This is a genomic window from Amycolatopsis sp. NBC_01286 (assembly GCF_035982555.1).
Lineage (GTDB): Bacteria > Actinomycetota > Actinomycetes > Mycobacteriales > Pseudonocardiaceae > Amycolatopsis.
This window is the reverse complement of sequence record NZ_CP108428.1, coordinates 7185569-7207760: the sequence shown is the minus strand read 5'-3', so window position 1 is coordinate 7207760 and position 22192 is coordinate 7185569. Positions and strand designations below refer to the sequence as shown.

The 22192-nt window shown below is 73.2% G+C and carries 20 protein-coding genes; 8 read left to right on the top strand and 12 right to left on the bottom strand.

Annotated features, from left to right (window positions below; all coding sequences use genetic code 11):
• Positions 1 to 57 precede the first annotated feature (57 nt).
• From OG570_RS33915 to OG570_RS33900, 4 genes are read left to right on the top strand one after another with little or no spacing between them, the layout of a single operon-like run.
• Positions 58 to 447, top strand: coding sequence for an ATP-binding protein (locus OG570_RS33915; RefSeq protein ID WP_326949898.1), 390 nt, complete (start codon positions 58 to 60; stop codon positions 445 to 447).
• On the top strand, positions 440 to 2062 hold the full coding sequence (locus OG570_RS33910; protein ID WP_326953071.1) for a PP2C family protein-serine/threonine phosphatase: 1623 nt from the start codon (positions 440 to 442) through the stop codon (positions 2060 to 2062). The genes OG570_RS33915 and OG570_RS33910 overlap by 8 nt, the downstream gene beginning before the upstream one ends.
• Positions 2059 to 3135: a cobalamin B12-binding domain-containing protein gene (locus tag OG570_RS33905; RefSeq protein WP_326953070.1), complete on the top strand. Its 1077-nt coding sequence runs from the start codon at positions 2059 to 2061 to the stop codon at positions 3133 to 3135. Before OG570_RS33910 ends, OG570_RS33905 begins: the two co-directional genes overlap by 4 nt.
• Positions 3132 to 3485 carry an STAS domain-containing protein gene (locus tag OG570_RS33900; protein ID WP_326953069.1) on the top strand — a complete coding sequence of 118 codons (354 nt, stop codon included), beginning with the start codon at positions 3132 to 3134 and terminating at the stop codon, positions 3483 to 3485. The genes OG570_RS33905 and OG570_RS33900 overlap by 4 nt, the downstream gene beginning before the upstream one ends.
• Positions 3486 to 3488: 3 nt before the next feature.
• Here OG570_RS33900 and OG570_RS33895 read toward each other — a convergent pair whose 3' ends face one another.
• Positions 3489 to 5555, bottom strand: a complete 2067-nt coding sequence (locus OG570_RS33895; protein ID WP_326953068.1) for an MMPL family transporter — start codon at positions 5553 to 5555, stop codon at positions 3489 to 3491.
• Positions 5556 to 5629: 74 nt separating this feature from the next.
• Here OG570_RS33895 and OG570_RS33890 point away from each other — a divergent pair, with 74 nt between their 5' ends.
• The gene (locus OG570_RS33890) at positions 5630 to 6073 is read left to right on the top strand and encodes a MarR family winged helix-turn-helix transcriptional regulator (protein WP_326949903.1); all 444 of its coding nucleotides are present in this window, start codon (positions 5630 to 5632) and stop codon (positions 6071 to 6073) included.
• A gap of 309 nt (positions 6074 to 6382) precedes the next feature.
• Positions 6383 to 6820: a hypothetical protein gene (locus OG570_RS33885; RefSeq protein WP_326953067.1), complete on the top strand. Its 438-nt coding sequence runs from the start codon at positions 6383 to 6385 to the stop codon at positions 6818 to 6820.
• Between the two features lie 51 nt (positions 6821 to 6871).
• On the opposite strand, the gene OG570_RS33880 is transcribed toward OG570_RS33885, so the two are convergent.
• From OG570_RS33880 to OG570_RS33855, 6 genes are all read right to left on the bottom strand, one after another.
• A complete protein-coding gene (locus OG570_RS33880) occupies positions 6872 to 7735 on the bottom strand; it encodes a spermidine synthase (protein ID WP_326953066.1) in 864 nt (287 codons plus the stop codon).
• Positions 7735 to 8094, bottom strand: coding sequence for an adenosylmethionine decarboxylase (gene speD / locus OG570_RS33875; RefSeq protein ID WP_326949907.1), 360 nt, complete (start codon positions 8092 to 8094; stop codon positions 7735 to 7737). Before speD ends, OG570_RS33880 begins: the two co-directional genes overlap by 1 nt.
• Positions 8087 to 9235 carry a type III PLP-dependent enzyme gene (locus OG570_RS33870; RefSeq protein WP_326953065.1) on the bottom strand — a complete coding sequence of 383 codons (1149 nt, stop codon included), beginning with the start codon at positions 9233 to 9235 and terminating at the stop codon, positions 8087 to 8089. The genes speD and OG570_RS33870 overlap by 8 nt, the downstream gene beginning before the upstream one ends.
• Before the next feature lie 22 nt (positions 9236 to 9257).
• Positions 9258 to 11807: a glutaminase domain-containing protein gene (locus tag OG570_RS33865; RefSeq protein ID WP_326953064.1), complete on the bottom strand. Its 2550-nt coding sequence runs from the start codon at positions 11805 to 11807 to the stop codon at positions 9258 to 9260.
• Between the two features lie 655 nt (positions 11808 to 12462).
• The gene (locus OG570_RS33860; protein WP_247052126.1) at positions 12463 to 12729 is read right to left on the bottom strand and encodes a DUF1883 domain-containing protein; all 267 of its coding nucleotides are present in this window, start codon (positions 12727 to 12729) and stop codon (positions 12463 to 12465) included.
• Between the two features lie 293 nt (positions 12730 to 13022).
• On the bottom strand, positions 13023 to 13496 hold the full coding sequence (locus OG570_RS33855; RefSeq protein WP_326953063.1) for a MarR family winged helix-turn-helix transcriptional regulator: 474 nt from the start codon (positions 13494 to 13496) through the stop codon (positions 13023 to 13025).
• Positions 13497 to 13548: 52 nt separating this feature from the next.
• On the opposite strand from OG570_RS33855, the gene OG570_RS33850 reads away from it, so the two are divergent.
• The gene (locus OG570_RS33850; protein WP_326953062.1) at positions 13549 to 14994 is read left to right on the top strand and encodes a phenylacetate--CoA ligase family protein; all 1446 of its coding nucleotides are present in this window, start codon (positions 13549 to 13551) and stop codon (positions 14992 to 14994) included.
• On the opposite strand, the gene OG570_RS33845 is transcribed toward OG570_RS33850, so the two are convergent.
• Both OG570_RS33845 and OG570_RS33840 read right to left on the bottom strand, forming a co-directional pair.
• Positions 14991 to 17552: a hypothetical protein gene (locus OG570_RS33845; RefSeq protein ID WP_326953061.1), complete on the bottom strand. Its 2562-nt coding sequence runs from the start codon at positions 17550 to 17552 to the stop codon at positions 14991 to 14993. The genes OG570_RS33850 and OG570_RS33845 overlap by 4 nt on opposite strands.
• A gap of 100 nt (positions 17553 to 17652) precedes the next feature.
• Positions 17653 to 18636, bottom strand: a complete 984-nt coding sequence (locus tag OG570_RS33840; protein WP_326953060.1) for an aminoglycoside phosphotransferase family protein — start codon at positions 18634 to 18636, stop codon at positions 17653 to 17655.
• Between the two features lie 132 nt (positions 18637 to 18768).
• Here OG570_RS33840 and OG570_RS33835 point away from each other — a divergent pair, with 132 nt between their 5' ends.
• Positions 18769 to 19143: an STAS domain-containing protein gene (locus OG570_RS33835; protein ID WP_326953059.1), complete on the top strand. Its 375-nt coding sequence runs from the start codon at positions 18769 to 18771 to the stop codon at positions 19141 to 19143.
• Position 19144: 1 nt separating this feature from the next.
• On the opposite strand, the gene OG570_RS33830 is transcribed toward OG570_RS33835, so the two are convergent.
• The 3 genes from OG570_RS33830 to OG570_RS33820 form a co-directional block, all read right to left on the bottom strand.
• Complete coding sequence (locus tag OG570_RS33830; protein WP_326953058.1) at positions 19145 to 19846, bottom strand: RraA family protein; 702 nt, start codon at positions 19844 to 19846, stop codon at positions 19145 to 19147.
• Positions 19847 to 19875: 29 nt separating this feature from the next.
• On the bottom strand, positions 19876 to 20199 hold the full coding sequence (gene cutA / locus OG570_RS33825; protein ID WP_326949917.1) for a divalent-cation tolerance protein CutA: 324 nt from the start codon (positions 20197 to 20199) through the stop codon (positions 19876 to 19878).
• 347 nt (positions 20200 to 20546) lie between these two features.
• Complete coding sequence (locus tag OG570_RS33820; RefSeq protein ID WP_326953057.1) at positions 20547 to 22190, bottom strand: Hsp70 family protein; 1644 nt, start codon at positions 22188 to 22190, stop codon at positions 20547 to 20549.
• Positions 22191 to 22192: the final 2 nt, after the last annotated feature.

The following is a 22192-nucleotide window of genomic DNA, read 5'->3' as shown; positions in this document are numbered from 1 at the left end:
GGGCATGAAGAAGGGGACGACATCCCTTCGGGGCCCGGCACGGTGAAGGAGGCGGACGTGAACCTGCGCTTCGACAGGCACGAAATCGGCATCACGGCCGACCTCTCCGAGCTGGCGAAGGTCCGCAGCTGGGTCCGGACCGTGCTCGGCGGCTTCCCGGCGAGCGTGGTCACCACCGCGGTCATGGTGGTGGACGAGCTGACCTCCAACGCCCTGCGCCACGGCCACGCGCCCTACCACGTGCGTCTGCTGCCCAGCGCGGCCAAGGTCCGCATCGAGGTCGACGACGGCAGCGGCGAGAGCGCCCGGCGCCGGACGCCGTCCGACCAGGGCGGCCGCGGGCTGCTGCTGGTCGAACGCTGCGCGGCCGCGTGGGGCCAGCTCGGCCGGCCCACCGGCAAGACCCTGTGGGCCGAGCTGGCGACGGACCCGGGGACCCATGGCTGAACGCGTCGACACGGCCCCCGTCACCCTGATCACCGGCGACCGGGGCTGGGACGCCGCTCCCGCCGCGGCCATCGTCGCGGACGGCGCCGGCGTGGTCCGGGCGCTGAACGAGGCCGCCCGCCTGTTCTTCCCCGGCGTCGCCCCCGGCCGTCCCCTGACCGGCACGGTCGCCGGCTGGCTGGCCGAGGCCCACGACCTGCGCACGAGTGAGATCACCCGCGGCGAAGCCGGTGCCCGGTTCCTGGCCGCGCACCCGGTCCCGCACGGCGACGCCGTGACGTGGTGGCTGGTCGACGAGACCGACATCCGCACCGCCCAGGACGCGCTGGCCCACGAGCAGGAGCGCACGGCGTTCCTCAGCGAGGCCTCCGCCGCGCTGCTGGGCTCGCTGAACCTCGAACGCTGCATGGAGGTCGCCGCCCGGCTCGCCGCGGAGCACCTGGCCGACGCCGCGCTCGTGCTGGCGCCCGCGACGACCGGCGCGTTCCCCGCTGTCACCTGCGTGCGCGGCGGCGAGCCGTCGCGTGGCCGGCTGGAGGTCGACCCGGACGAGCTGCCCGGGCTCGGCGAGGCCCTCCAAGGCTTCCCGCCGGTGCCTTCGCGCTGGCTCGACCCGGACGCCGCGCCCCGCTGGCTGCTGCCGGCCGGCTTCGGGCCGGTCGGCTCGATCGTCGTGACGCCGCTGCCCGGCCACGGCGTGCCCGCCGGCGCGCTGGTCCTGCTGCGCAGCGGCGACCGGGCGTCGTTCAGCGAGCAGGAAGAGCTCTTCGCCCGCCTCTTCGCGGCGCGCGCGGGGGCGGCGATGTCGGCGGCGCGGGTGTTCGCGCTGCAGGCGTCCATCACCGACACGCTGATGCGGGAGCTGCTCCCGCCGACCCTCGAGCAGGCCGGCGGGGTCGAGTTCGCCGGCCGGTACCGCCCGGCGCTCGACGGCGAGCGGATCGGCGGCGACTTCTACGACGTGCACTCCGCGATCGACGGCGACGAGTCGCTGGCCGTGCTCGGCGACGTCTGCGGCAAGGGCCTCGACGCCGCCGTGCTGACCGGCAAGATCCGTACGACGCTGCGGGCACTGCTGCCGATGGCGGGCGACCACCAGCGGCTGCTCGGGCAGCTGAACGCCACGCTCGCCGACCGCCGCGACGCCCGCTTCGTCACGCTGGTGCTGGCGTCCGCGCGGCGCGAAGGCAACACGGTCCGGCTGCGCGTCACCTGCGCCGGCCACCCGCCGCCCCTGATCGTCCGGGCGGACGGGCGGGTCGAGGAGGCCGAGACCCACGGCAGCCTGATCGGCGTCCTGCCCGAGATCGAGTCGACGAGCGCGGACATCACGCTCGACCCCGGCGAGACCTGCCTGATGTTCACCGACGGCATCGTCGAGGCCAAGGGCGGCCCGCTCGGGGACGCGATGTTCGGCGAGGACCGGCTCCGGCAGGCGCTGACCGAGTGCGCGAACATGCCGGCCGACGCGGTCGTCGAGCGGGTGCACATGCTCGCGGCGCAGTGGATCGGCCGCGGCAACCACGACGACATGGCGGTCCTCGCGATCACCGCCCCGCGCGGGCAGCACCTCGCCGCGGTCGGCGGGCACGGCCGCGGGAGGTACACCGCGTGAGCGCCTCGACCCGGACCGGCCCGGCCGGGATCGCCGAGCACGCCGAGCTGCTCTGGGCCGCCGTCACCACCGGCGACGAGTACACCGCGGGCGACGTCGTCGTCCAGGCGCTGGGCCAGGGCCTGGACCCGGAGAGCGTGCTGCTCGACGTGATCGGCGCGGTGCAGCGCAAGGTCGGCCGGGAGTGGGCGGCCAACCGGCTGACCGTCGCCCAGGAGCACGCGGCGACGGCGATCAACGACCGCGTCATCGCGACCTTCGGCTACGTCCTGCAACGCCCCGAGCCGCACCTCGGCCGCGTCACCGTCGCCTGCGTGGACGGCGAGTGGCACGCGATGCCCGCCCGGCTGCTCGCCGAGGTCCTGCGGCTGCGCGGGTTCCACGTCGACTACCTGGGCGCGCAGGTCCCGGCGCCGCACCTGGTCGCCCACCTGCACCGCACCGGGCCGGACGCGGTCGCCCTGTCCAGCTCCATCGCCACCCGGCTGCCGACGGCGCACGCGACGATCACGGCGTGCCAGGCGGCGGCGACCCCGGTCATCGCCGGGGGCGCCGCGTTCGGGCCGGACGGCCGGTACGCGCGGCTGCTCGGCGCCGAAGCGTGGGCCCCGGACGCGCGCACGGCCGCCGACAAGCTGGCCGAGCCGCTCCCCCGGCCGCAGATCGGCCACCAGCCGCTCGACGACCTGCCGCACCTGGCCGACCAGGAGTACACGCTGGTCACGCGCAGCTCGGGCAACCTGGTGAAGGCGGTGCTCGCCGGGCTGGAGGAGCGGATCCCGGCCATGCGGTCCTACACGGACCTGCAGCGCCAGCACACCGCCGAGGACATCGCGCACATCGTCGACTTCCTCGCGACCGCCCTCTACGTCGGCGACAGCGAGCTGCTCACCGGGTTCCTGACCTGGACGGCGGACATCCTCACCGCGCGCGGCGTCCCGGCCGTCTCGCTGGTGCCCGCCCTCGACCTGCTCGAGGCGCAGCTCCGCGACTTCCCCCGGGCCACCGAGCTGCTCGGCACCGCGCACACGCACTTGGCGGCCCGAGCCGCCGGATCGGGGCCGTCCGCATGAGCAGCGCGCTGACCTGCACCTGGACCTCGCCGCGGCCGGACACGGCCCGCGTCGTCGTCACCGGCGACCTGGAGTACACGACGGCCGCGCTGCTGCCGAAGCTGATCGGCGACCGGCTGGCGGCCGCGTCCGGCGTCCGGGACGTGCGGCTCGACTGCGAGGGCATCGGCTTCTGCGACTCCTCCGGGCTCTCGGCGCTGCTGCGCGTCCACACCGTCGTCACCGACGCGGGCCGCCGGCTGCACCTGGACAACCGCCGGCCGGCCCTCGACCGGCTGCTCGCACTGACCGGCACCTTCGCCCACCTGACCGGCGAGGCCCCGATCTCCCGCGCCCGCGCCGACTCCTGACCCCTAGTCGTCCGCCCGGGCCAGTTTCGACGGCCACCAGATGCGGCGGCCGACGTCCACGGTCAGCGCCGGGACCAGCAGCGACCGCACCAGGAACGTGTCCAGCAGGACGCCGAACGCGACGATGAACGCGATCTGGGCCAGGAACAGGATCGGGATCACCGACAGCGCGGAGAACGTCGCGGCCAGCACGACGCCGGCCGACGTGATCACGCCGCCGGTCAGCGACAACCCGCGTAGCGTGCCGGCGCGGGTGCCCCTGGTCAGTGCTTCCTCGCGGACGCGCGTCATCAGGAAGATGTTGTAGTCGATCCCCAGCGCCACCAGGAACACGAACCCGAACAACGGCACCACCGGGTCCGCGCCCGGGAAACCGAAGATGTGGTTGAACACCAGCGCCGACACGCCCATCGTCGCGGCGAACGACAGCACCACCGTCGCGATCAGCAGCAGCGGCGCGAGCAGGGACCGCAGCAGCAGGGCCAGCACGAGGAAGATCACCAGCAGCACGATCGGGATGATCAGCTCCCGGTCGTGCACGGACGTCTGCTGCGTGTCGAGCTGGATCGCCGTCGGGCCACCGACCTTGGCCGCTGCGCCAGGCACCGCGTGCACGGCGTCGCGCAGCCGGCCGACGGTCGCGACGGCGGCTTCGGAGTCCGCCGCGTCGTTCAGCACGGACAGGATCTGCACCCGGCCGCCGACCACCTTCGGCTGCCCGTCGGGGCCGGGCAGCGGGAGCGACTGGGCCACACCGTCCACTTTGGACGCCGCGAGCACGGCGGGCAGTGCGCCGGCGTCGGCGATCGTGATCGCGGGCGCGCCGAGGCCGCCCGGGAAGTGCCGGCCGAGGATGTCCTGGCCGGTCCCGGACTCGACCTGGGTGAGGAAGACGTCCGACTGCGCGGTGCCGGACGCCTTGAGCTGCGGCAGGAACGCGACGCCGATGCCGAGCACGAGCGCCGTCACCACCCAGACCGTGCGCGGCCGCTTGCCGACCAGGCCGGCCACCCGGCCCCAGATCCCGGCGGTCTCCGGGTGCGGCGAGCCGAGCGCGGGCTTGAACGGCCAGAACGCGCCGCGGCCGCACAGCGCGAGCACGGCGGGCAGGAACGTCGTCGACGCCAGCAGCGCGGCGCCGATGCCGATCGCGGCGACCGGGCCGAGGCCCTTGTTGGAGTTCAGGTCGCTGAACAGCAGGCACAGCACCCCGAGCACGACGGTGCCCGCCGACGCGGCGATCGGTTCGAGCGTGGCGCGCCACGCGATCCGCAGCGCGTCGAACCGGCTCGGGGTGTCGCGCAGCTGCTCGCGGAACCGCGCGACCGTCAGCAGGGCGTAGTCGGTCGCCGCGCCGAACACGAGGATCGAGAGGATGCCCTGGCTCTGGCCGTTGAGCGCGAGGATGTCGTTCTTCGCCAGCAGGTAGACGACGAGGCTCGCGAGCCCGAGCGCGAACACCGCCGAGAGCAGCACCAGGAACGGCAGCAGCGGGCTGCGGTAGACGACGATCAGGATCAGCGCGACCACACCGCCGGCGACGAGCAGCAGGATGCCGTCGATGCCGCCGAACGCCGTGACCAGGTCGGCGATCTGCCCGGCCGGGCCGGTGACCAGCACGGTCAGGCCGTCCGGCGCGCCGGCCAGCTGGGCGCGGACCTCCTTGACGACGTCGGCGGGGTTGCCGTCGGCGAGGATCGGCACGGCCAGCTGCACGGCCTGGTTGTCGCGCGGCGCGGGCTGCGGCTGGCCGAGCGGGCCGACGACGCCGGGCACGGTGCCCAGCTGCCGGGCCTTGTCCGCGAGGAACCGCCGGTCTTCGCCGGTCAGGCCGCTCGTGCGCTCGGCGACGACGGTGGCGGGCAGCACCTGGCGCGGGGTGAACGCCTTTTGCTCGTCGGAGACTTCGGTGGCTTCGGCCGACCTGGGCAGGAAGGCGGCGTTGTCGTTCTTCGCGACTTCGCTGAGCTTCCCGGCGAACGGCCCGCCGAACCCGCCGATCGCGAGCCAGCCGATCACCAGGAGGGCCGGGATCAGCCAGCGAAGACGGCGTGGGGCGGTCTTGTTCATGGTCGCTAAAGTCCTTTCGAGCGCGAACACGCCCAATTGTTCAGCAGGCTGAACATTCTGCACGACGACCGGGAGTGACGGTGAGCACAGCCCCCGAACCGGACCTGAGCACGTGGCCGACCGGCCGGCTGCTGGCCGTGGCCGCGCGGCTGGTCGAGCAGCGCTGGGTCGCCGTGCTGGCCGGCATGGGCCTCACCCACGCGGGGCTGATCGCGTTGCACACCCTGCGCGAGGGGCCGCTCCCCCAGCGGGCGCTGGCCCAGCGCTGCCAGGTGACCGACCAGACGATGAGCCGCACCCTCGACCGGCTCGCCAAGGCCGGTTTCGTCACCCGCACGCCGGACCCGGCCGACGCCCGCCGCCACCTGACGCGGCTGACCGCGCGCGGCCGCACGGTCCACGAGCGCGCGGTGCGAGCCGAACGCGAAGACCCGGCCCTGCTCGGCGGCCTCGGGGACGACGACGCCTTCCGCGCGCGGTTGCTCTCTTTGATCGGCGGTCTGTCGGCGGGCGATTGAGATCAACCGGGGCTGGGTAACTGAGCAGGCATGTGGATCGCGGTGAGCACCCCAGTCGCCCTGTTGATCGCAACCGTGCTGATGGAACGGTTCGAGCGACGATGCACCCTCGTGCCCACCGCGAAAGCCGAACGACCACCGGTCGGCAACTGACCTGGATTTCCTTGCGGCCTGGCACTTTCCCGCGAAAGTGCCAGGCCTTTCGCGTTCACCCTTTCGAGTGATCCACACCTCTTCGAGAACCTCCGCTCCTCCCCTCGCGACTTACGGGGTAGATCCGGCGACACCGGGTCAAGGGAGGAGATCACCATGCGCGGCACCACGAAGCCGAAGCGGACAGTGCTCGGCCTGGCCCTCGCGGCCGGGCTGATCACGGCCACGAGCATCGGGATCGCCGGCGGGGCGTCGGCCGATTCCGGGACCACGGAGGGGAAAACCATGACCGAAGCACACCAGCGGCCGCCGAAGGGAGCGCGCGCCACCGTTCAGGTGAGCCCGAACCCCACGACCAAGCGCGGCGAAGAAGTGACGATCACCGGAAACTGCGGCGGCGGCACGGGCTTGAAGTCCGTACTCGGCGGCTTCCCCGAGCACCCGGTCCTGGAGAACATCCGGATCCTGAAGGCCGGACCGGACGAATTCGAGGCGAAAGCCACACTGTCCGAACAAATCGGCAACGGCGTGGGTCCGGTGTTCGTCGACTGCGGCGGCGAAGCGGGAGTGACGTTGCTGGTCACGCACGTCTGAGTGAACGGCCCGCCCGCCGGTGCTGCCGGTGGGCGGGCCTTTCTCCAGCAGTCAGTGGCCGTCATCGCGCCGCAGTGAAAACGGGGGTGTCGCGCCCGCCAGCAACGCTTCCGCATCCACCGTCACGGCCTTGCTCCCCCGCTCACCGAACCGTCGCGCCACCAGCGCGCCCGGCTCGTCGACGCGGTCCGCGCGGCCGGAGAGGAACGCCCACTCGTGCTCGTCGGAGCCGAAGTACAGCACCGTGCCGAACACCTCGCGGAACCGACGCCACGACGCCAGCAGCGTCTCGTTGCGCCACAGTGTCGGGCAGCCCGCCTGGCAGGTCACCACGCCGCCGGGGGCCAGCAGCCGGGCGCAGCGGCCGAGGAAGTCCGTGCCGTACAAGCGGTTGTGCTGCGCGTCCGGGTCGGTGTTCTCGTCCGGCAGGTCGATCACGACCACGTCGTAGGTGTCTCCGCGCTCCTCCGCGGCGGCCAGGAAGGCCCAGCCGTCCGCGAAGGACAGCCGGACCGGGCCGGACCCGCGTTCGGCTTCGGCGAGGTCGGCCGTCGTGTAGCCGTAGGGCAGGTGCTCGGCGCAGGCGCGGACGGCCTGCTCGTCGATGTCGACGTGGTCGACGACCTCGGCGCCGGCGGCCAGCGCCAGTGCGCACGCGACGCCTTCGCTGGAACCGATCACGAGCACCCGGCGCACCTGGTCGGCGAGCAGGAGCGCGGGGACCATCAGCGCCTCGTGGTACAGCAGCTGGCTGGCCTCGGTGCTCTGGCGCTCGTTGTCGCAGAACAGCGAGACGCCCTGCGCGGTGCGCCCGATCAGCACCTCCTGGTAGGCCGTGCGCGCGCTGAACACGACGTCGTCGACCTCCCAGACGCGGGTCAGGCCGGGGCCGAGTGGTTCGTGGATCGCGGGCATCAGGCTTCTCCCCGGCGGACGACGGACAGGTGGACCGAAGCGGCGTCGAGCGACTTGGCCAGCAGCCGCACGGCGTGCTCGGGGTCGGCGCGCTCGCCGCAGGTGAACACGTCCGCGAACAGCGACCCGTGCTCTGGGTACGTGTGCACGGACGCGTGCGACTCGGCGAGCAGCGCGATCACGGTGGCGCCCTGCGGCGCGAAGCTCTTGGCGACGACGTCGACGACCGTCGCGCCCGCCTCCGTCACCGCGGCGCGGAGCAGCTCTCCCAGCTTCGCGGCGTCGTCGAGCAGGCCCGGGTCGACGCCGTGCAGCTCGGCCAGGACGTGCCGTCCGGTGAACCGGCCGAATTCAGGCATCTCCCCACTTCCCCAGGCAGTAGGTGCGCAGCGGCTCGATCCCGTTGAACTCCACCGAGGCGTACGACGCCGTGTAGGCGCCGGTCCCGGGCAGGTCGAGGCGGTCACCCGCGCACAGCGACAGCGGCAGCTCGTACGGCGTCCGCTGGTAGAGCACGTCGTCGCCGTCACAGGTCGGCCCGGCGAGCACCACCGGCCCGGCGGGCCCGGCGGCCCGCCCGACCGGCTCGAACCGGTAGGCGATCGCCTCGTTCTCGGCCTCGGCGAGGCCGTTGTAGCGGCCGATGTCGAGGTACACCCAGCGCCGCTCACCCCGGTCCGCGACCAGCACGACCTCGGTGCGCAGCAGACCGGCGTCGGCGACGAGCACCCGGCCCGGCTCGAGCAGCAGCTCGGGCCGCTCCTCGGGGAAGTGCGTGTCGAGGGCCGACGCGATCGTCGCCGCGTAGGTGGCCAGCGGCGGGACGCCGGTGCGGTGGGCCGTCGCGAAGCCGCCGCCCAGGTTGAGCCGCGTCACCGGCACACCCTGAGCCGCGGCCTCGGCGGCCAGCTTCGCCGCCGTGGCGATGCCGATCTCCCAGGCGAGCGGGTCGGGCTGCTGCGAGCCGACGTGGAACGCGATGCCGGGCCGCAGGCCCAGCTCAGCCGCCCGCAGCACCAGGTCGAGGGCCTCGGCCGGGTCGCAGCCGAACTTGCGTCCGAACGGCGTCACCGAGTCGGGCGCGTCGAGGACCACGCGGATCGACACGGCCGAGCCGGGCGCGTGACGGCCCAGGTTGTCGACGTCGGCCGGCGCGTCCGAGGTGAACTCGCGGACCCCGCGCTCGTAGGCGAAGGCGATGTCGCGGGCCTTCTTGATCGGGTTGCCGTAGGCGAGGTCCGCCGGGCCGGCGCCCCGCTCGAGGCACCGCGCGACCTCGGCGGGCCCGGCGACGTCGAAGCCGATCCCGGCCGCCACCAGCGCGTCGAGCACCGGCGGGGCCGGGTTGGCCTTGACCGCGTAGCGGATCAGCGCGCCGGGGAACGCCGCGCGGAACTCCGCCGCCCGGGCCGCGACGACGTCGGTGTCGACGACGAGGCACGGGGTCGGCGGATCCCGCTCGTCGAGGAACCGGCGGATCCGGCTGAAGTCGGCGCACACGCCGCCAGTCTTGCAAACGACGTCAGACGAACCGCCACAGGTGGTCCGGGGAGCCGTTGTCGTCCCACTGCGTCACCTGCGCGCCGTCTGCGGTGGACTGCTGGTCGACCGCCATGACCTTGCCGCTGCGGACGTTGACGACCTTCGACCAGCCGCCGCCGGCGTCGACGATCCGCCAGTTGTGGTCCGGGGTGCCGTTGTCCTGGTACTGCTGCACGTGCGCGCCGTTGTCGAGGCTCTGGTCGTGCACGGCCAGGATCTTGCCGCTGTTGCGGTTGACGATCCGGACCGTGCCGTCGCCGTTGTCGACCACCGCCCAGAGGTGGTCGGCGCTGCCGTTGTCGCTCCACTGGGTGACCTCGGCGGTGTCGGCCAGTGACATGTTCGACACGGCGAGGACCTTGCCCGACCGCTGGTTCTGGAGCTTGCGCCAGACCGTCGCCGAGCCGGCGGGCCGGGTCAGCAGCGCCAGGTAGCCGCCGGCGACCGGACGGGCCTGGAAGCCGCGCTGGGTGGCGTCGGCGACGACGTACCAGTCGGTGAACGGCACGCGCTGCGGCGTGGTGTTCGCGAAGCTGTAGACGCCCTCGACCATGGTGTTCCGGATGTTCGGCTGGTCGGTGAGCCAGGCCGCGGTCCACAGCTCCCAGTCGGCCTTCGTGTAGTTGTTGCGCGGGTCGAGCAGCACGCCGTGGGCGCCCGCGCGGGCCTGGTACCAGGCCGCCTCCTGCGCGGCGACGCCCAGCGGCACCAGGTCGAGGCCGAGCACGCGGTCGGCGAAGCCGTTGTACTTGAGGCTCCACGTGCCGGGCTGGTCGTAGGCGAGCTTCAGGTGCTGGTTGGACGTGTCCTGCGCGAGCGTCACCCACTGGCTGACGTAGCTGCGCGAGACCGACCGGTAGCGCTGGGCGTCGGCGGTGTTGCCGGTGGCGCTCGCGATGACGCCCATCGCGCCGACGCCGACGATGCCCTTGAGCGCGAGGTTGGCGCTGTGGGCGATGAACCCGGTGAAGTCGTCGGTCTGGTTCTGGAAGCCCGGGTCGAGGGTGTTGCCGACGAGGTACTCGGCCCACTGCCGCAGGATCCGGTAGTGGGTGGTGGCGAAGGCGCTCGCCTCCGCCGCCGGCAGCCGCTGCACCAGCGCGGCGGCCATGATCAGCATGTTGGCCGACTCCTCGACCGGCATGCTCTCCTCGTTGCCGTCGTTGTGCCCGGTCGCGTCCGGGTAGTGCGTGCCGACGTCGTGCTCGGCGAACTGCATCGGCCAGCCGCCGTGCTCGGGGTAGTCGAGCAGCGGCTCCAGGATGAGCCGCAGGTAGGCCGGGGAAAGGTAGAGGTAGGCCGGGAACGCCGGGTAGGTGACGTCCACTGTGGACATGTTGCCGCTGGAGGAGATCTCCTTGAGGAAGGCCCACGGCGCGCCGCCGCGGTCGACCAGCTCGGTGCCGCCGAACGCCTGGCGCAGGGCGAGCGCGCAGATCCCGGCGTAGTGCTCGCCGGTGGTGCCGCCGCCGGCCGCGGCCACGGCGTCGTCGTGCAGCCGCTGGTCGATCGCCGCCGCCGCCGACAGCGCGGCCGCGTGGTCGGCCGCGAACCAGACGGCCATGTCCTGCCAGCTGCCCCAGTAGTGCGTCCACCAGGGCTTCAGCTCCGCGCCGAGGTAACGCACGGCCGGGGTCCGGACGTGGCCGATCGAGAGCGTGAACGGCGCCGACGTCCCGCCGGCCGCGATCGTGCCGAGGTTCTTGTTGAACGCGAGCACCGGCCAGCGGTCGCTGATCGCGCGTGGCTGCGCGGTGTCGCTGGTGTTCGGCAGGGTGCCCTGCCCGGCGGACGCGGCGCGCACGACGGTGTCCTGCCCGATCTGCCAGGTCGTCCCGGCGGTCGGGGCCGCCACCACGAGGGAGCCCCAGCTGGCCTGTTCGCCGTTCTCCTGGAGCACGCCCGGGCTCGCCGGGGTGCAGCTCAGCAGGGTCTGACCGCCGGACTGCTGCTGCGTCCAGGTGACCGGGGTCGCGGTGTTGCCGTGCACCCACTCGGCCGAGGTGTCGAAGTGCAGGTCGACGGCGTGCGCGCGGCCGTCGGTACTGGTGGCCTGGAGGGTCACGTAGCCGAACGGCACGGACTGGCGTTGCAGGTTCGCCGGGTCGACGGGCGAGAAGAACGTGACGGTCAGGTTCACCCCGCCGCCACCGAGGACGTAGGTCGAGCGGGTGCCGGTGACCTGCAGGCTCACCTGCGTCATCGGGGTCAGCGCGGGCCCGGACGGCAGGGCGGGCGAGCCGGCGAAGACGTAGGCCACGCCGTCGATGCGGGCGAGGCCGCACAGCGCGGTGGTGTGCCCGTTCCAGAAGCTCGCCCAGGTGCCGGGCAGGTTGTCGGACGGCTGCCAGGCGGACAGGTACGGCGAGCGGACGATCAGCGGCGTGGCCGGCGGCCGGAGCGGGCTGAAGGTGCCGGCGGCGGCCGCCACACCGGGCAGCCACAGGGCGGCGGCGACCGCGGCGGCCGTCCCGCCGGCGAGCCGCAGGAGGTCGCGGCGGGTCAGGTGATCGCGTGCACGGGAGGACATCGATGGCCCCTTCTACGGCGTGTGACCGGAGCGACGAACAGCGCAGGGACACTTTTACATCGTTGATACAACGTTGTAAATCCGCCGATGGTCGGCGCCTCCGGTTGCTCCGGGTGCCGAACGGACCACGCTGCGCTCTGGTCCGGTGCCACCCGCGCCCGCCGTCCGGGCGGCGCTGACCTGGCCGGACAGTGGTTCGGGGCCGCCGCGGACCGCACTCCGGACAACCCTCCCCGGGCCGTTTGGCGCGGGTCGGTGTCTGGCCCGGTTCCTGTCCACTCGGGGCGTGATCGGACCATCACGGTGCCTGGCCGAACACCCGCGCCCTCGACCGCGCCATCACCCCGGATCCGCCCGACGCCCACATCCAGCGCGACGCCGGCGGCGCGCTCACCGGCGTCCTGCAGGCGCGCGGCGCCGAGCACCTCCTGGAGCGCCGGGAGTCGTTGCGCGGCCGGGGTTTCCGCGCGAAGAGCGTCAAGATCATGCAGCACGGCGGGTTCGGCGTACGTCAACCACCTCGACGACACCGGCGCGATCCGGCCCGGCCACCGCGGACCTGGTCGTGCTCGACCGGGATCCCTTCGACGGCACCGAAAGGGAGAGGTCGCGATGACGTTCACCGGCGGCCGGTGTGTCCACGAGGCGTGCGGGCTCAGGGCACGACGCTCACCCGCGGGTGCAGGGGCAGGCTTTCCAGCCCCTCGACGTCGAGCACCAGGAACCAGTGCGCGTTGGCCGGGATGTGGATCTTGAACATCGGTGCGGTGGCCACCCCGCCGTGCATCCGGTAGTACTGCCGGCGCCGGTAGGCCTCGAAGTTGACCGCCGTCAGGAGCCTGACGTTGGCCATCGCGGCCAGCCGGATGGTGACCACCGCGTCTCTTCGTACCTTCCCCAGGTCGAACACCTTCGGTTGCATTCCGTCCCTCTTCCACGCGTGTGTTTTCACCCAGTTGTCCGAGGTCGGCGCTCGACGACGCGAGAGATCGGAAGCCACCTGACCGGGCCCGGCCTTCCGGCTCGCCCGGCCGTCGGAGCGTCGCTGCGTGCCCAGTCACGGTCGGCGAACCTCCAGATGCGGGACCGAATCTGGACGTACCCAGCCACGCCGTACGCCACGCACCGCAGGCCGCTTCCACTCGTCCGGCCTAGTTCTTTCGGGCCGCCGGACCGGGTTAACCCGCCAGTCGGCCGAGCCCGATCCACCACCCGTCAGGGATCTTGGCGCCGGGACTCCGCCAGTGAACCGAGGGCCAGGACGCCGTGCTGGAGCCCTTCACGGAACGTCGTGCGCTGGCCTGGGCTCAGGTCGGCGAGCAGCTCCCGCTCGACCTCCCCCACCGCGGGCGCGCAGCCGGCGAGCAGGGCCCGCCCGGTGCCGGTGAGGCTGGCCAGCAGGACGCGCTTGTTGTCCGGCTTGGGTGTCCGCTCGATCAGGCCGCGCTTCTCCAGCGCCAGCACCATCTCGTGCATCGTCTGCGGCCGCAGGAACGACCGGCGCGCGAGCTGGGCCGACGACAGCGGGCCGCTCGCCTCCAGCACGGTGAGCGCGGTGTACTGCAGCGTGGTGAGCCCGAGCTCCCGCAGGGCGTCGTCCAGCAGCGCCCGGATGGCCAGCTCCAGCCGCTTGACCAGGTACAGGGTCAACGGCGCGCCGGTGGCGGGCTGCTCCGCGGAGGTGCTCACGCGCCCATCATGACACCTCGGGGCGGTGCCGGCCGGACGCTATGCTGCGATCATGGACCACGGTCGGCAGGCCCGCGTGCGCCAGGCGTTCGACACCTTCTTCGCGGCACCCGGGCCGGCGCCCGCGGACCAGGTTCTCGACCTGTTCCGCCGGACCGCGGACACCGTGCCCGCGTACCGGAAGTTCCTGGGGGACCACGGGATCACGCCGGAGTCGGTGACGACGCTCGAGGACTTCCGGCGGCTGCCGCTGGTCGACAAGGCGGGCTACCACCGGAAGTACCCGCTGCCCGAGCTGTGCCGCGACGGCACGTTCGCCGGCCTCGACATGATCGCCGTCTCCTCCGGCTCCAGCGGGCACCCGACCATCTGGCCGCGCGCGCTGGAAGACGAGCTGCACGTCGCCCGCCGCTTCGAGCAGGTCATGGTCGACGGCTTCCACGCCGACGAGCGCAGCACCCTCGCCGTCGTCTGCTTCCCGCTCGGCACCTGGGTCGGCGGCCTGTTCACGACGGCGTGCGTACGCCACCTCGCGGCCAAGGGCAGCCCGATCACCGTCGTGGCGCCGGGCAACAACAAGGCCGAGATCCTGCGGGTGCTGCCCGAGCTGGCGCCGCACTTCGAGCAGGTCGTGCTGCTCGGCTACCCGCCGTTCGTCAAGGACGTCGTCGACACCGGCGTGGCCGAGGGCGTCGACTGGCCCGCGTACGCGATCAAGCTCGTGCTGGCGGGCGAGGTGTTCAGCGAGCAGTGGCGTGACCTCGTCGCGCAGCGGGCCGGGGTCGCCGACCCGGTCCGCGACATCGCGTCGCTCTACGGCACCGCCGACGCCGGCGTGCTCGGCACCGAAACCCCGGTCTCGGTGGGCATCCGCCGGTTCTTCGCGGACCGGCCCGAGCTGGCGCGCGAGGTCTTCGGCGACGCGCGGCTCCCGACGCTGGTGCAGTACGACCCGGCGAGCCGGTTCTTCGAGGTGCACGAGGGCACGCTGGTCTTCACCGCGGACGGCGGGATCCCGCTGATCCGCTACCACATCGCCGACGACGGCGGCGTCCTGCCGCACGCCGACCTGCTCGCCTACTGCGCCCAGCACGGCTTCACCCCGCCCGAGGGCCCGGAGCTGCCGTTCGTGTACGTCTTCGGCCGGTCGCTGTTCACGGTGTCGTTCTTCGGCGCGAACGTCTACCCGGAGAACGTCACGGTCGGGCTGGAGCAGCCGGGCATCAGCGCCACGGTGACCGGCAAGTTCGTCATCGAGTCGGCGGAGGACGAAGACCGCGACCGCCGGCTGCGCATCACGGTCGAGACGGCCCCGGGCGCGACGGCGGACGCGAGCCGCATCGCGGAGTCGGTGCGCGAGCAGCTGCTGCGGCTCAACAGCGAGTACGCGCACTACGTCCCGGCGGAGCGGCAGCTGCCCGACATCGTCCTGCGCCCGGCGGGCGACCCGGAGTACTTCCCGGTCGGGGTGAAGCACCGCTACACGCGGCCGTCCTAGGGTTTGACGAGCTTGCGGAACCGTTCGCGGCGCTCGTCGGACGACGAGCCGTCGGCGATGTCGTCGTCGAACCACGAGCATAGGGCGCCCCACAGGTCCGCGCGGGCCGCGAAGTCGTCCTGGGTCTGCTCGACTTCGGCGATGTCGGCCACGAGCTGGTCGAGGCGCAGGTCGCAGAGGCGGACGTACTCGCGGACGACGATGTTCGCGTCCATGCCCGTCCGGCCCTTCGCGCCCGCCGCGCCGCGCAGCTGGGCGTGCAGGCGTTCCTCGTTGTACAGCGGGAAACCGCTGATGGACCCGGGGTAGCCGCAGTCGGCCGACCACTCGCGGAACGCGCTGATCGCCTGGTACCGCGTGTACCAGTCCTGCTTCCCGGTGGCCAGGTCCGCCAGCCGGCGCCACGCGTCGCGGTCGGTGGACCGCCAGCGGTCGAGCACCCGGCCGTCCTGGACCGGCGCGGGGTCGAGGGCCCGCAGGCGCCAGAAGTGCGCGCGGCAGCTGGCGATCTCGCAGACGAGCTGGCGGACGTAGCTGACCTGTTCCCAGACGTGCGCGCGCTGCGGGCGCAGCGGCGCGGCGCGGTCCGGCGAGAAGGTGACCATCTCGAACACGCGGAACAGCTCGTGCCCGCGCAACGCGGCGAGGTCGGGGTCCTCCCCCATCACCCACGACCGGCGCTCGGGCAACCGTCCACTGTGGCTGATCGTGGCGGCGTGGTAGAGCTCGCGGACGGCGCGGCGGGCCACCTCGTCGCGCGTTTCCCCGGTCAGGCGCGGGTTCCGGGCGCGGTCGCGCAGGTCGCGCTCGCCCCGCGGGCCGACTTCGAGCATCGCGACGGCGTACACGCTCGCCGCGTTGTAGCACTCTTCCCACGACTTGCGCGGCCCCGCCGCTTCGACGGTGTCGTCGAGCGCCTGCGGGTCCGGGGGCCAGCGCCGGTCCGGGCAGACGTCGGCCAGCTTGACGCGGCTGCCGGGGTAGGCCGGGCGGGGTTCGGGGACGGCGCCGGACATCGGCTCGACGTCCGCCATCGCCCGCCGCAGCACCGCCCAGACCAGCGAGAGGTCGAGCGCGCGGTTGGTGAGCTGCTCCCAGCTGCGGCGCCAGCGCCTGCCGAAGTTGCGGTAGTCCGCGACGAGCCGCTCGATCTCGTACTGCGACAGCGCGCAGAAGTACGACCGCATCTCGGCGGCACGCTGGTTGTACTCCGCCAGCTGCTCGAGCGTCGCGTCCTGGACGACCAGCTCCGGCACCGACACGCGCATCACGCGCCGGTGGAGTTCGAGCCGCTTCTCCCGCGGGATCGCGTACGGCCGGGTCCGGACGTCGAGCTCGACGTAGCGGCGGAACCGCAGCTCCAGCGCGGCCCGCAGTTCCGCGCGGCGCAGCGCCCGGGCGTCACCGGGGACACCCGCGGTGGTCCGGCGGACCCACCACGAGCCGGCGACCGAGTCGCCGTGGCCGAGGACCAGTGCGTGCCGGTAGCGGGCGATCAGCAGGGCGACGTCGCGGCTGCGGCCGGCGTGGCGCGGCTGGCGGGCGAAGTCCTCGCCGATCCACCACCGGGCCAGCTTCGGCTTTCCCCTGCTGCACAGGGTGATCACGTCGTCGTAGGTGGCGAGCGCGTCGAGGTGCAGGTCCAGCTGCTCCTGCAGGGCGGCGATCTCGAGTCTGATGTAGACGTTCGACGGGTCGAGGCTGAGCGCGCGGTAGTACTCGGCGAGGGCTTCGTCGTAGCGGCGGTAGGTGATGAAGTGGTTGGCGCGCTGGTAGGCGTCGAACAGCTCGTACGGGATCTTCGCGTCGCGCCAGGCGGCCCAGTGGATGTTCGTGCGGACGTAGGCGCTGCGCGGGATGACGAGCGCGGCGACGGCGTTGGCCGCACGGTGCAGCACGCGCGGCCAGCTCTCGTCCTCGATCACCAGCGGGCTGGCGGCGAAGCGCGGGCACCGCACGAGCTCCAGGATCAGCTGGTAGCGGCCGGAGGTGTTGCCGGGCCGGACGGTGCCGGTGACGGTGAAGGCGGCGGGCGGCTGCGCGAGCCGGATCAGCTTGGTCGCGGCCTTCCACCAGCCGTCCGCGGACTCGCCGGCGTTCTCGACGATCTGGATGAAGTCGTAGGAACCGCCGACGCCCGGCACGGAAGTCGGGGTGTAGAGCCGCGAATCGTTCAGGATCCGCTTGAAGGCGGCGGTCAGCTCGACGGCGGAGTCGATCTCCCGGTCGTGGCTGGCGTCCGGCCGCTCGTCGGCGAAGAGGCGGATGTCGATCTGGTTGGCCCGGAACGCCGCGGCTTCGAGCCGGGCCTTGCCGGTGAAGTACAGCGTCAGGACGGCCGAGATGACGACCACCGACGTCTGCAGGACGGTCCAGGTGATGACGCTCGCGACCTTCGGGTCGCGGATGAAGGTCAGCTCCTGGAAGAAGGGGAGGTACGGCACGATCGCGAAACCGGCCGCGACGAGGCCTGCCGTCACCGCCGCGAGCCACCACCTGATCCGGTGCGCTTCCGGAAGTTCCGCTTGATCGAACCCGCCGTGTCGTTGCCCGGCCACCCGTCGACCACCCCCTCGTGTCAGATTACTCGCCCAGGGGGTGCGTTTCGTTACGGCCCGTGATCTGCGAATTCCGCGATGACCGCGGCGTGGCACCGTCTCATCGGGACGCCGACGCGTGGTCCGCCACCAGCTCGTCCAGCCGCCGCCGCGCCGCGGCCACCCGGGCCGGATCCGGCCCGGTCAGCTCCGCCCGTGACGGCAGCACCGCGGTCAGGCCCCAGGCGCGGCCGCGGGCCCACGTCGCGTCGTCGACGTCGAGGGCCTTGCGGAACTCGGTCCGGCCGTCGGCGGACAGGACCGACCACGCGGCGATCAGGTCGCACGCCGGGTCGCCCACCGCCAGGGTGCCGAAGTCGATCACCGCGCTCAGGCGGCCGTTGCGGGACAGCAGGTTCGCCGGGGCCGGGTCGCCGTGGACCCAGACCGGCGGCCCCGCCCACGGCGCCACCGCGCGGGCCGTTTCCCAGACCGCGGCCACCGCGTCGAGGTCGACCAGGCCCGCCAGGGCTTCGATGCGCGGGGCCAGCCGGGCCGGCGCGATCGCCGAGTCGCGTTCGTCGGTCGTCGAGACGCCGCGGAAGCCGTTGCTCCACTGTGGCGGCGGGCCGCCGGTGGCGTCCGCGCCGCGCAACGCCGTGAAGAACGCGGCGAGGTCGGCCGCGACGCCGTCGACGCGGTCCGGGTCGACGGCTTCGCCCGGCAGCCAGCGGTAGACCGACCACGGGAACGGGTAGCCCGCGCCCGGTTTCCCCTCGGCCAGCGGGACCGGGACCGGGAAAGGCAGGTGCGGCGCCAGTTTCGGCAGCCACTCCTGTTCGCGCGTCACCTGCCCGGTCCACCGCGCGAACCGCGGCAGCCGTACCGACATGTCCGGCCCGAGGCGGTAGGTCGCGTTGTCGACGCCCTGCGCCGGCGCCGGCTCCACCGCGAGGCCCGCCCAGCGCGGGAACTGCGTCTCGACGAGGCGGCGGACCGCGGCGGCCGTGATCGTCGCTTCGGCCGAGGAAAGATCACCGGTGACCACGAAGGACGTCCCCCATTCGGCACGCCCGGCCGGGGTACGGCGGGCGTGGCCGATCACAGCGGGTACCCGTGCGCCCTGTCCAGCGAATTTGGCGGCAGTGGTTCACGAAGATCGAGTGCAGTACGATGACGATTAACGGCCGAGCCGGGCTTCACGGCTCTCCGCAGCCCCGAGGAAAGGTGTGCCGCGATGGTTCCCGAACCACGACCGGCCGACCACGAACTCGCCACCGCCTGGGTGGACGCCCACGGCAGGCTCTCGATCGACGTCCACCACCCCCGGCCGCGCACCGTGCTCGTGCGGGTGGCCGGCGAGATCGACCTGAGCACCGCGCGCAAGCTCGACGAGGTGCTGCAGTCCCGCGTGGCCCCGGAGATCGACGAGGTGATCGTCGACCTCGGCGACATCACGTTCTTCTCCGTCGCCGGGCTGAACTCGCTCATGCGGGCCCGGCTCCTCGCCGACACCGCGGGCGCCCGCCTCACGATCGACGCCGAGGGCTCGCGCGCCGTCCGGCGGCTGTTCGCCCTGCTGCCGACGGAAAGCCTCTCGCCCGCCCGGTGAGTCACTCCTCGATCGCACCGCCGACGGCCCGCAGGTGCGCGCGGAAGGTGAGCGCCGGGTCCGTTTCCCGCGCGGCGAGGAAGTCCGCGAACCGGACCTGCTCGCGCAGCGACTCCCCCGCCCGGATCCGGTCGGCCTGACGGCGTTCGGTGTCGCGGATCCCTTCGGCGAGGGCGAACAGCTCCTCCGCCCGGTCCGCCGGGACGAACAGGACGCCGTCGTCGTCCCCCAGCACCAGGTCCGACGGCCCGATCCGCCACACCCCGACGATCGCTTCGGCCAGCCCACCGTCGACGCGGGGCCCGAGGTTCAGCGGCCCGGTCGGGAGCGAGCCGAGGCTGAACACGGGCAGGCCGATCTCGCGGATGTCGGCGGTGTCGCGGTGCAGGCCCCAGATCACCACCCCGGCGAGCCCCGCGGCGCGTGCTTCGAGGACCACGAGGTCGCCGACGCAGCTTTCGTCGACGCGGCCGCCGTTGTCGACGACCAGCACGCCACCGGGGAGGGCGTGCTCGAACGCCTCCAGGAAGACGTCGACGCTGCCGACGTGCCGAGCCGGGACCGCCGGCCCGAGCACGCGGCTGCCCGGCACCACCGCGCGGGTCGGCGCGGGGGCGCAGCGCACGGGCAGCCCGGCGCGGACGCAGGCGTCCGCGAGGTGGGCGGTGGTCAGCGTCGCGAAGCGCTGCCTGAGATCGTCCATTCCCTGACCCTAATCAGCGAAAGGTGCGGTCAGCCACGGGTTTCCGCGGTCAGCCACGCCAAGTAGGCCGCGCTGCCGCCCTCGATCGGCGTGGCGATCACCTCGGGCAGGTCGTAGCGGTGCAGCTGCGCGATCCGCGAGGTCAGCGCGGCCACCCGGTCGGCCGTCGTCTTGATCTCGACGCGCCACTCCTGATCGGTCTGGACCGCACCCTCCCAGCGGTAGACGCTGGTCACCGGCCCGACGATCTGCGCACACGCGCCCAGCCGCGCCTCGATCGCCTGCGCGGCCAGCTCACGAGCCGCCGCCTCGGAGTCGGTCGTGGTCGTCACGATCACGTGCTCTGCCACCATGCCCGCGAGGCTACCGGCGCCGGCTTATCTCCGGCGCACCACGAGCAGGCCGAGGGCCGGGCGGCGTCGGTTGGGTCGGCCGACGTAGGAGCACCGCTGCCGTCGTAGCCGGCTCATCGCCAGTGCGCGGAGCAGCGGCCCGAGGGACGGCACCGGAACCGCGGCGCGCCGGCCGACCGTGCGCAGGCCGCCGCCTCGTGTGATCAGCACGCCAACACGCGTGATTACAGGGTCGACTCGCGTGATTGCAGGGACGACACGCCGCCCGGCCCGGAGCCTGGGCCCGGGGGCGCGGGCCGTGCCCCCCGACGGTGCACGGCCCGCGTCCCTTCCGGACTCCCCCTGGCTCAGGGCGTGGGCTTCGCGCTCGTGGTGGTCGTCCAGCTGGTGGTCGTCGTCGGGGTGGTGGTGTGCGTCGGCGTTGTGGTCCGCGGTGGGGTCTTGCGGTGCGTCGTGGCCGGTGGGTTCGTGTGCGGTGGGGCCACCGTCGCGTGGGTCGTCTCCGGTGTGTCCGACGGCGACGGGATGCTGACCAGCGTCGGCGTGTCGCTCGTCGATGCCGGCGCCGACGTCGGGTCGCCGGCCGAGCCGCCACCGCCCGAGCTGCTCACCGCCACCGCCACCCCGCCGATCGCCACCACCGCGACCGCGCACAGCCCGATCACGACTCCGCGGCGCGACGCGCGGCGTCCCGGGCTCGCGCCTTCGCCTTTGCCGCGGCCGAGTGACGGCGGGGGCGCGCCCACACCGGGTGTGGCCATCGCGCGCGTCTCCTCGCGCGGTGCGGGCGCCCGCCGGGCGTCGGGTCGCGCCGGGACGCCAGCGGGCGGCGTTCGCGGCACCGCAAGCCCGTTCGGCGGCGTGCGCGGTGCCGGTGGCCGGGGCACTCCGGGGAGCGGCAGCTGGGCCTGCGTCGCCTGCACCAGGCCGGACCGGCCGGACGCCAGCGCCGCGGCACCGAGCGCGACGCCGTACTTCGGGTGGATGTCGACCGCGGTCGGGCGGCCCAGCTCGGCCGACACCAGCTGCGACACCAGCGGGATCCGCGACGAGCCGCCGACCAGCAGCACCGCGCCGAGGTCGGCGGGCTGGAGGTTCGCCGAGCGCAGCGCGCGGTGCAGCGAACCGATCGTCGCGGTGATCGACGGGCGGATCATCTCCTCGAATTCACCACGTGTGAGGCGCACCTCGGTCTGTACCGACGGCAGCAGCACCGGCACGGCCGTCTCGGTGTCGGCGGAGAGGGCTTCCTTGGCCAGCACGCATTCCTGGCGCAGCCGCACCACCGCGGCCACCGCGCCGGGATCGTCCGGGTCGATCTGGGACAGCTTCCCGTCGAGCGCGCGGTCGACGTGGGCGAACACGGCCTCGTCGAAGTCGACGCCGCCGAGGCCTTCGATGCCCTCGGGGGTGCCGAGGATCTCGAAGCCGCCGCCGCGCTTGCGCAGCACGGTCGCGTCGAACGTGCCGCCGCCGAGGTCGTACACCGCGACGACGGCGCCGTCCTCCAGCCGTTCCTGCGCCGCGTAGTGCGCGGCCGCGGCCTCGGGCTCGGTGATCAGGCCGACGCGGTCGATCCCGGTCAGCTTGGGCACCTGCTCGAACAGCTCCCGCTTGTACGGGCCCCAGTTCGCCGGGTGCGTCAGCGTGATCCGGTCCGGCCGGCCGCCCTGCTGCCCGGCGACCGTCCGCACGACGTGGCCGAGCAGGTGCGCCATCAGCGACGCCACCGAGTGCGGCGCGCCGCCGAGCAGCACCGGCGTCGGGTCGCCGAGGCGCCGCTTGAACTCCCGCGCCACCCGGTCCGGCTCGACGGCCGCCCGCCGGTTCGCCGCGTCGCCGACCAGCACGCTGCCGTCCGCCCGCAGCAGCACCACCGACGGGATGGCCGCCGTGCGGTCGCCGAGCGACACCATCTCGACGTGGCCGGCACTGTCGACGGCGGCGGCCGTGAAGGTCGTGCCGAGGTCGATGCCCAGTCCGTAGCCCATTG

Bases quoted from the DNA above. Each gene is read 5' to 3' on its own strand.
- OG570_RS33850 (WP_326953062.1), top strand. From the start codon at position 13,549: ATGGACCACGGTCGGCAGGCCCGCGTGCGCCAGGCGTTCGACACCTTC.
- OG570_RS33900 (WP_326953069.1), top strand. From the start codon at position 3,132: ATGAGCAGCGCGCTGACCTGCACCTGGACCTCGCCGCGGCCGGACACG.
- OG570_RS33910 (WP_326953071.1), top strand. From the start codon at position 440: ATGGCTGAACGCGTCGACACGGCCCCCGTCACCCTGATCACCGGCGAC.
- OG570_RS33885 (WP_326953067.1), top strand. From the start codon at position 6,383: ATGCGCGGCACCACGAAGCCGAAGCGGACAGTGCTCGGCCTGGCCCTC.
- OG570_RS33830 (WP_326953058.1), bottom strand. From the start codon at position 19,846: ATGGACGATCTCAGGCAGCGCTTCGCGACGCTGACCACCGCCCACCTC.
- OG570_RS33895 (WP_326953068.1), bottom strand. From the start codon at position 5,555: ATGAACAAGACCGCCCCACGCCGTCTTCGCTGGCTGATCCCGGCCCTC.
- OG570_RS33835 (WP_326953059.1), top strand. From the start codon at position 18,769: ATGGTTCCCGAACCACGACCGGCCGACCACGAACTCGCCACCGCCTGG.
- speD (WP_326949907.1), bottom strand. From the start codon at position 8,094: ATGCCTGAATTCGGCCGGTTCACCGGACGGCACGTCCTGGCCGAGCTG.
- cutA (WP_326949917.1), bottom strand. From the start codon at position 20,199: ATGGTGGCAGAGCACGTGATCGTGACGACCACGACCGACTCCGAGGCG.
- OG570_RS33865 (WP_326953064.1), bottom strand. From the start codon at position 11,807: ATGTCCTCCCGTGCACGCGATCACCTGACCCGCCGCGACCTCCTGCGG.
- OG570_RS33860 (WP_247052126.1), bottom strand. From the start codon at position 12,729: ATGCAACCGAAGGTGTTCGACCTGGGGAAGGTACGAAGAGACGCGGTG.
- OG570_RS33820 (WP_326953057.1), bottom strand. From the start codon at position 22,190: ATGGGCTACGGACTGGGCATCGACCTCGGCACGACCTTCACGGCCGCC.
- OG570_RS33880 (WP_326953066.1), bottom strand. From the start codon at position 7,735: ATGCCCGCGATCCACGAACCACTCGGCCCCGGCCTGACCCGCGTCTGG.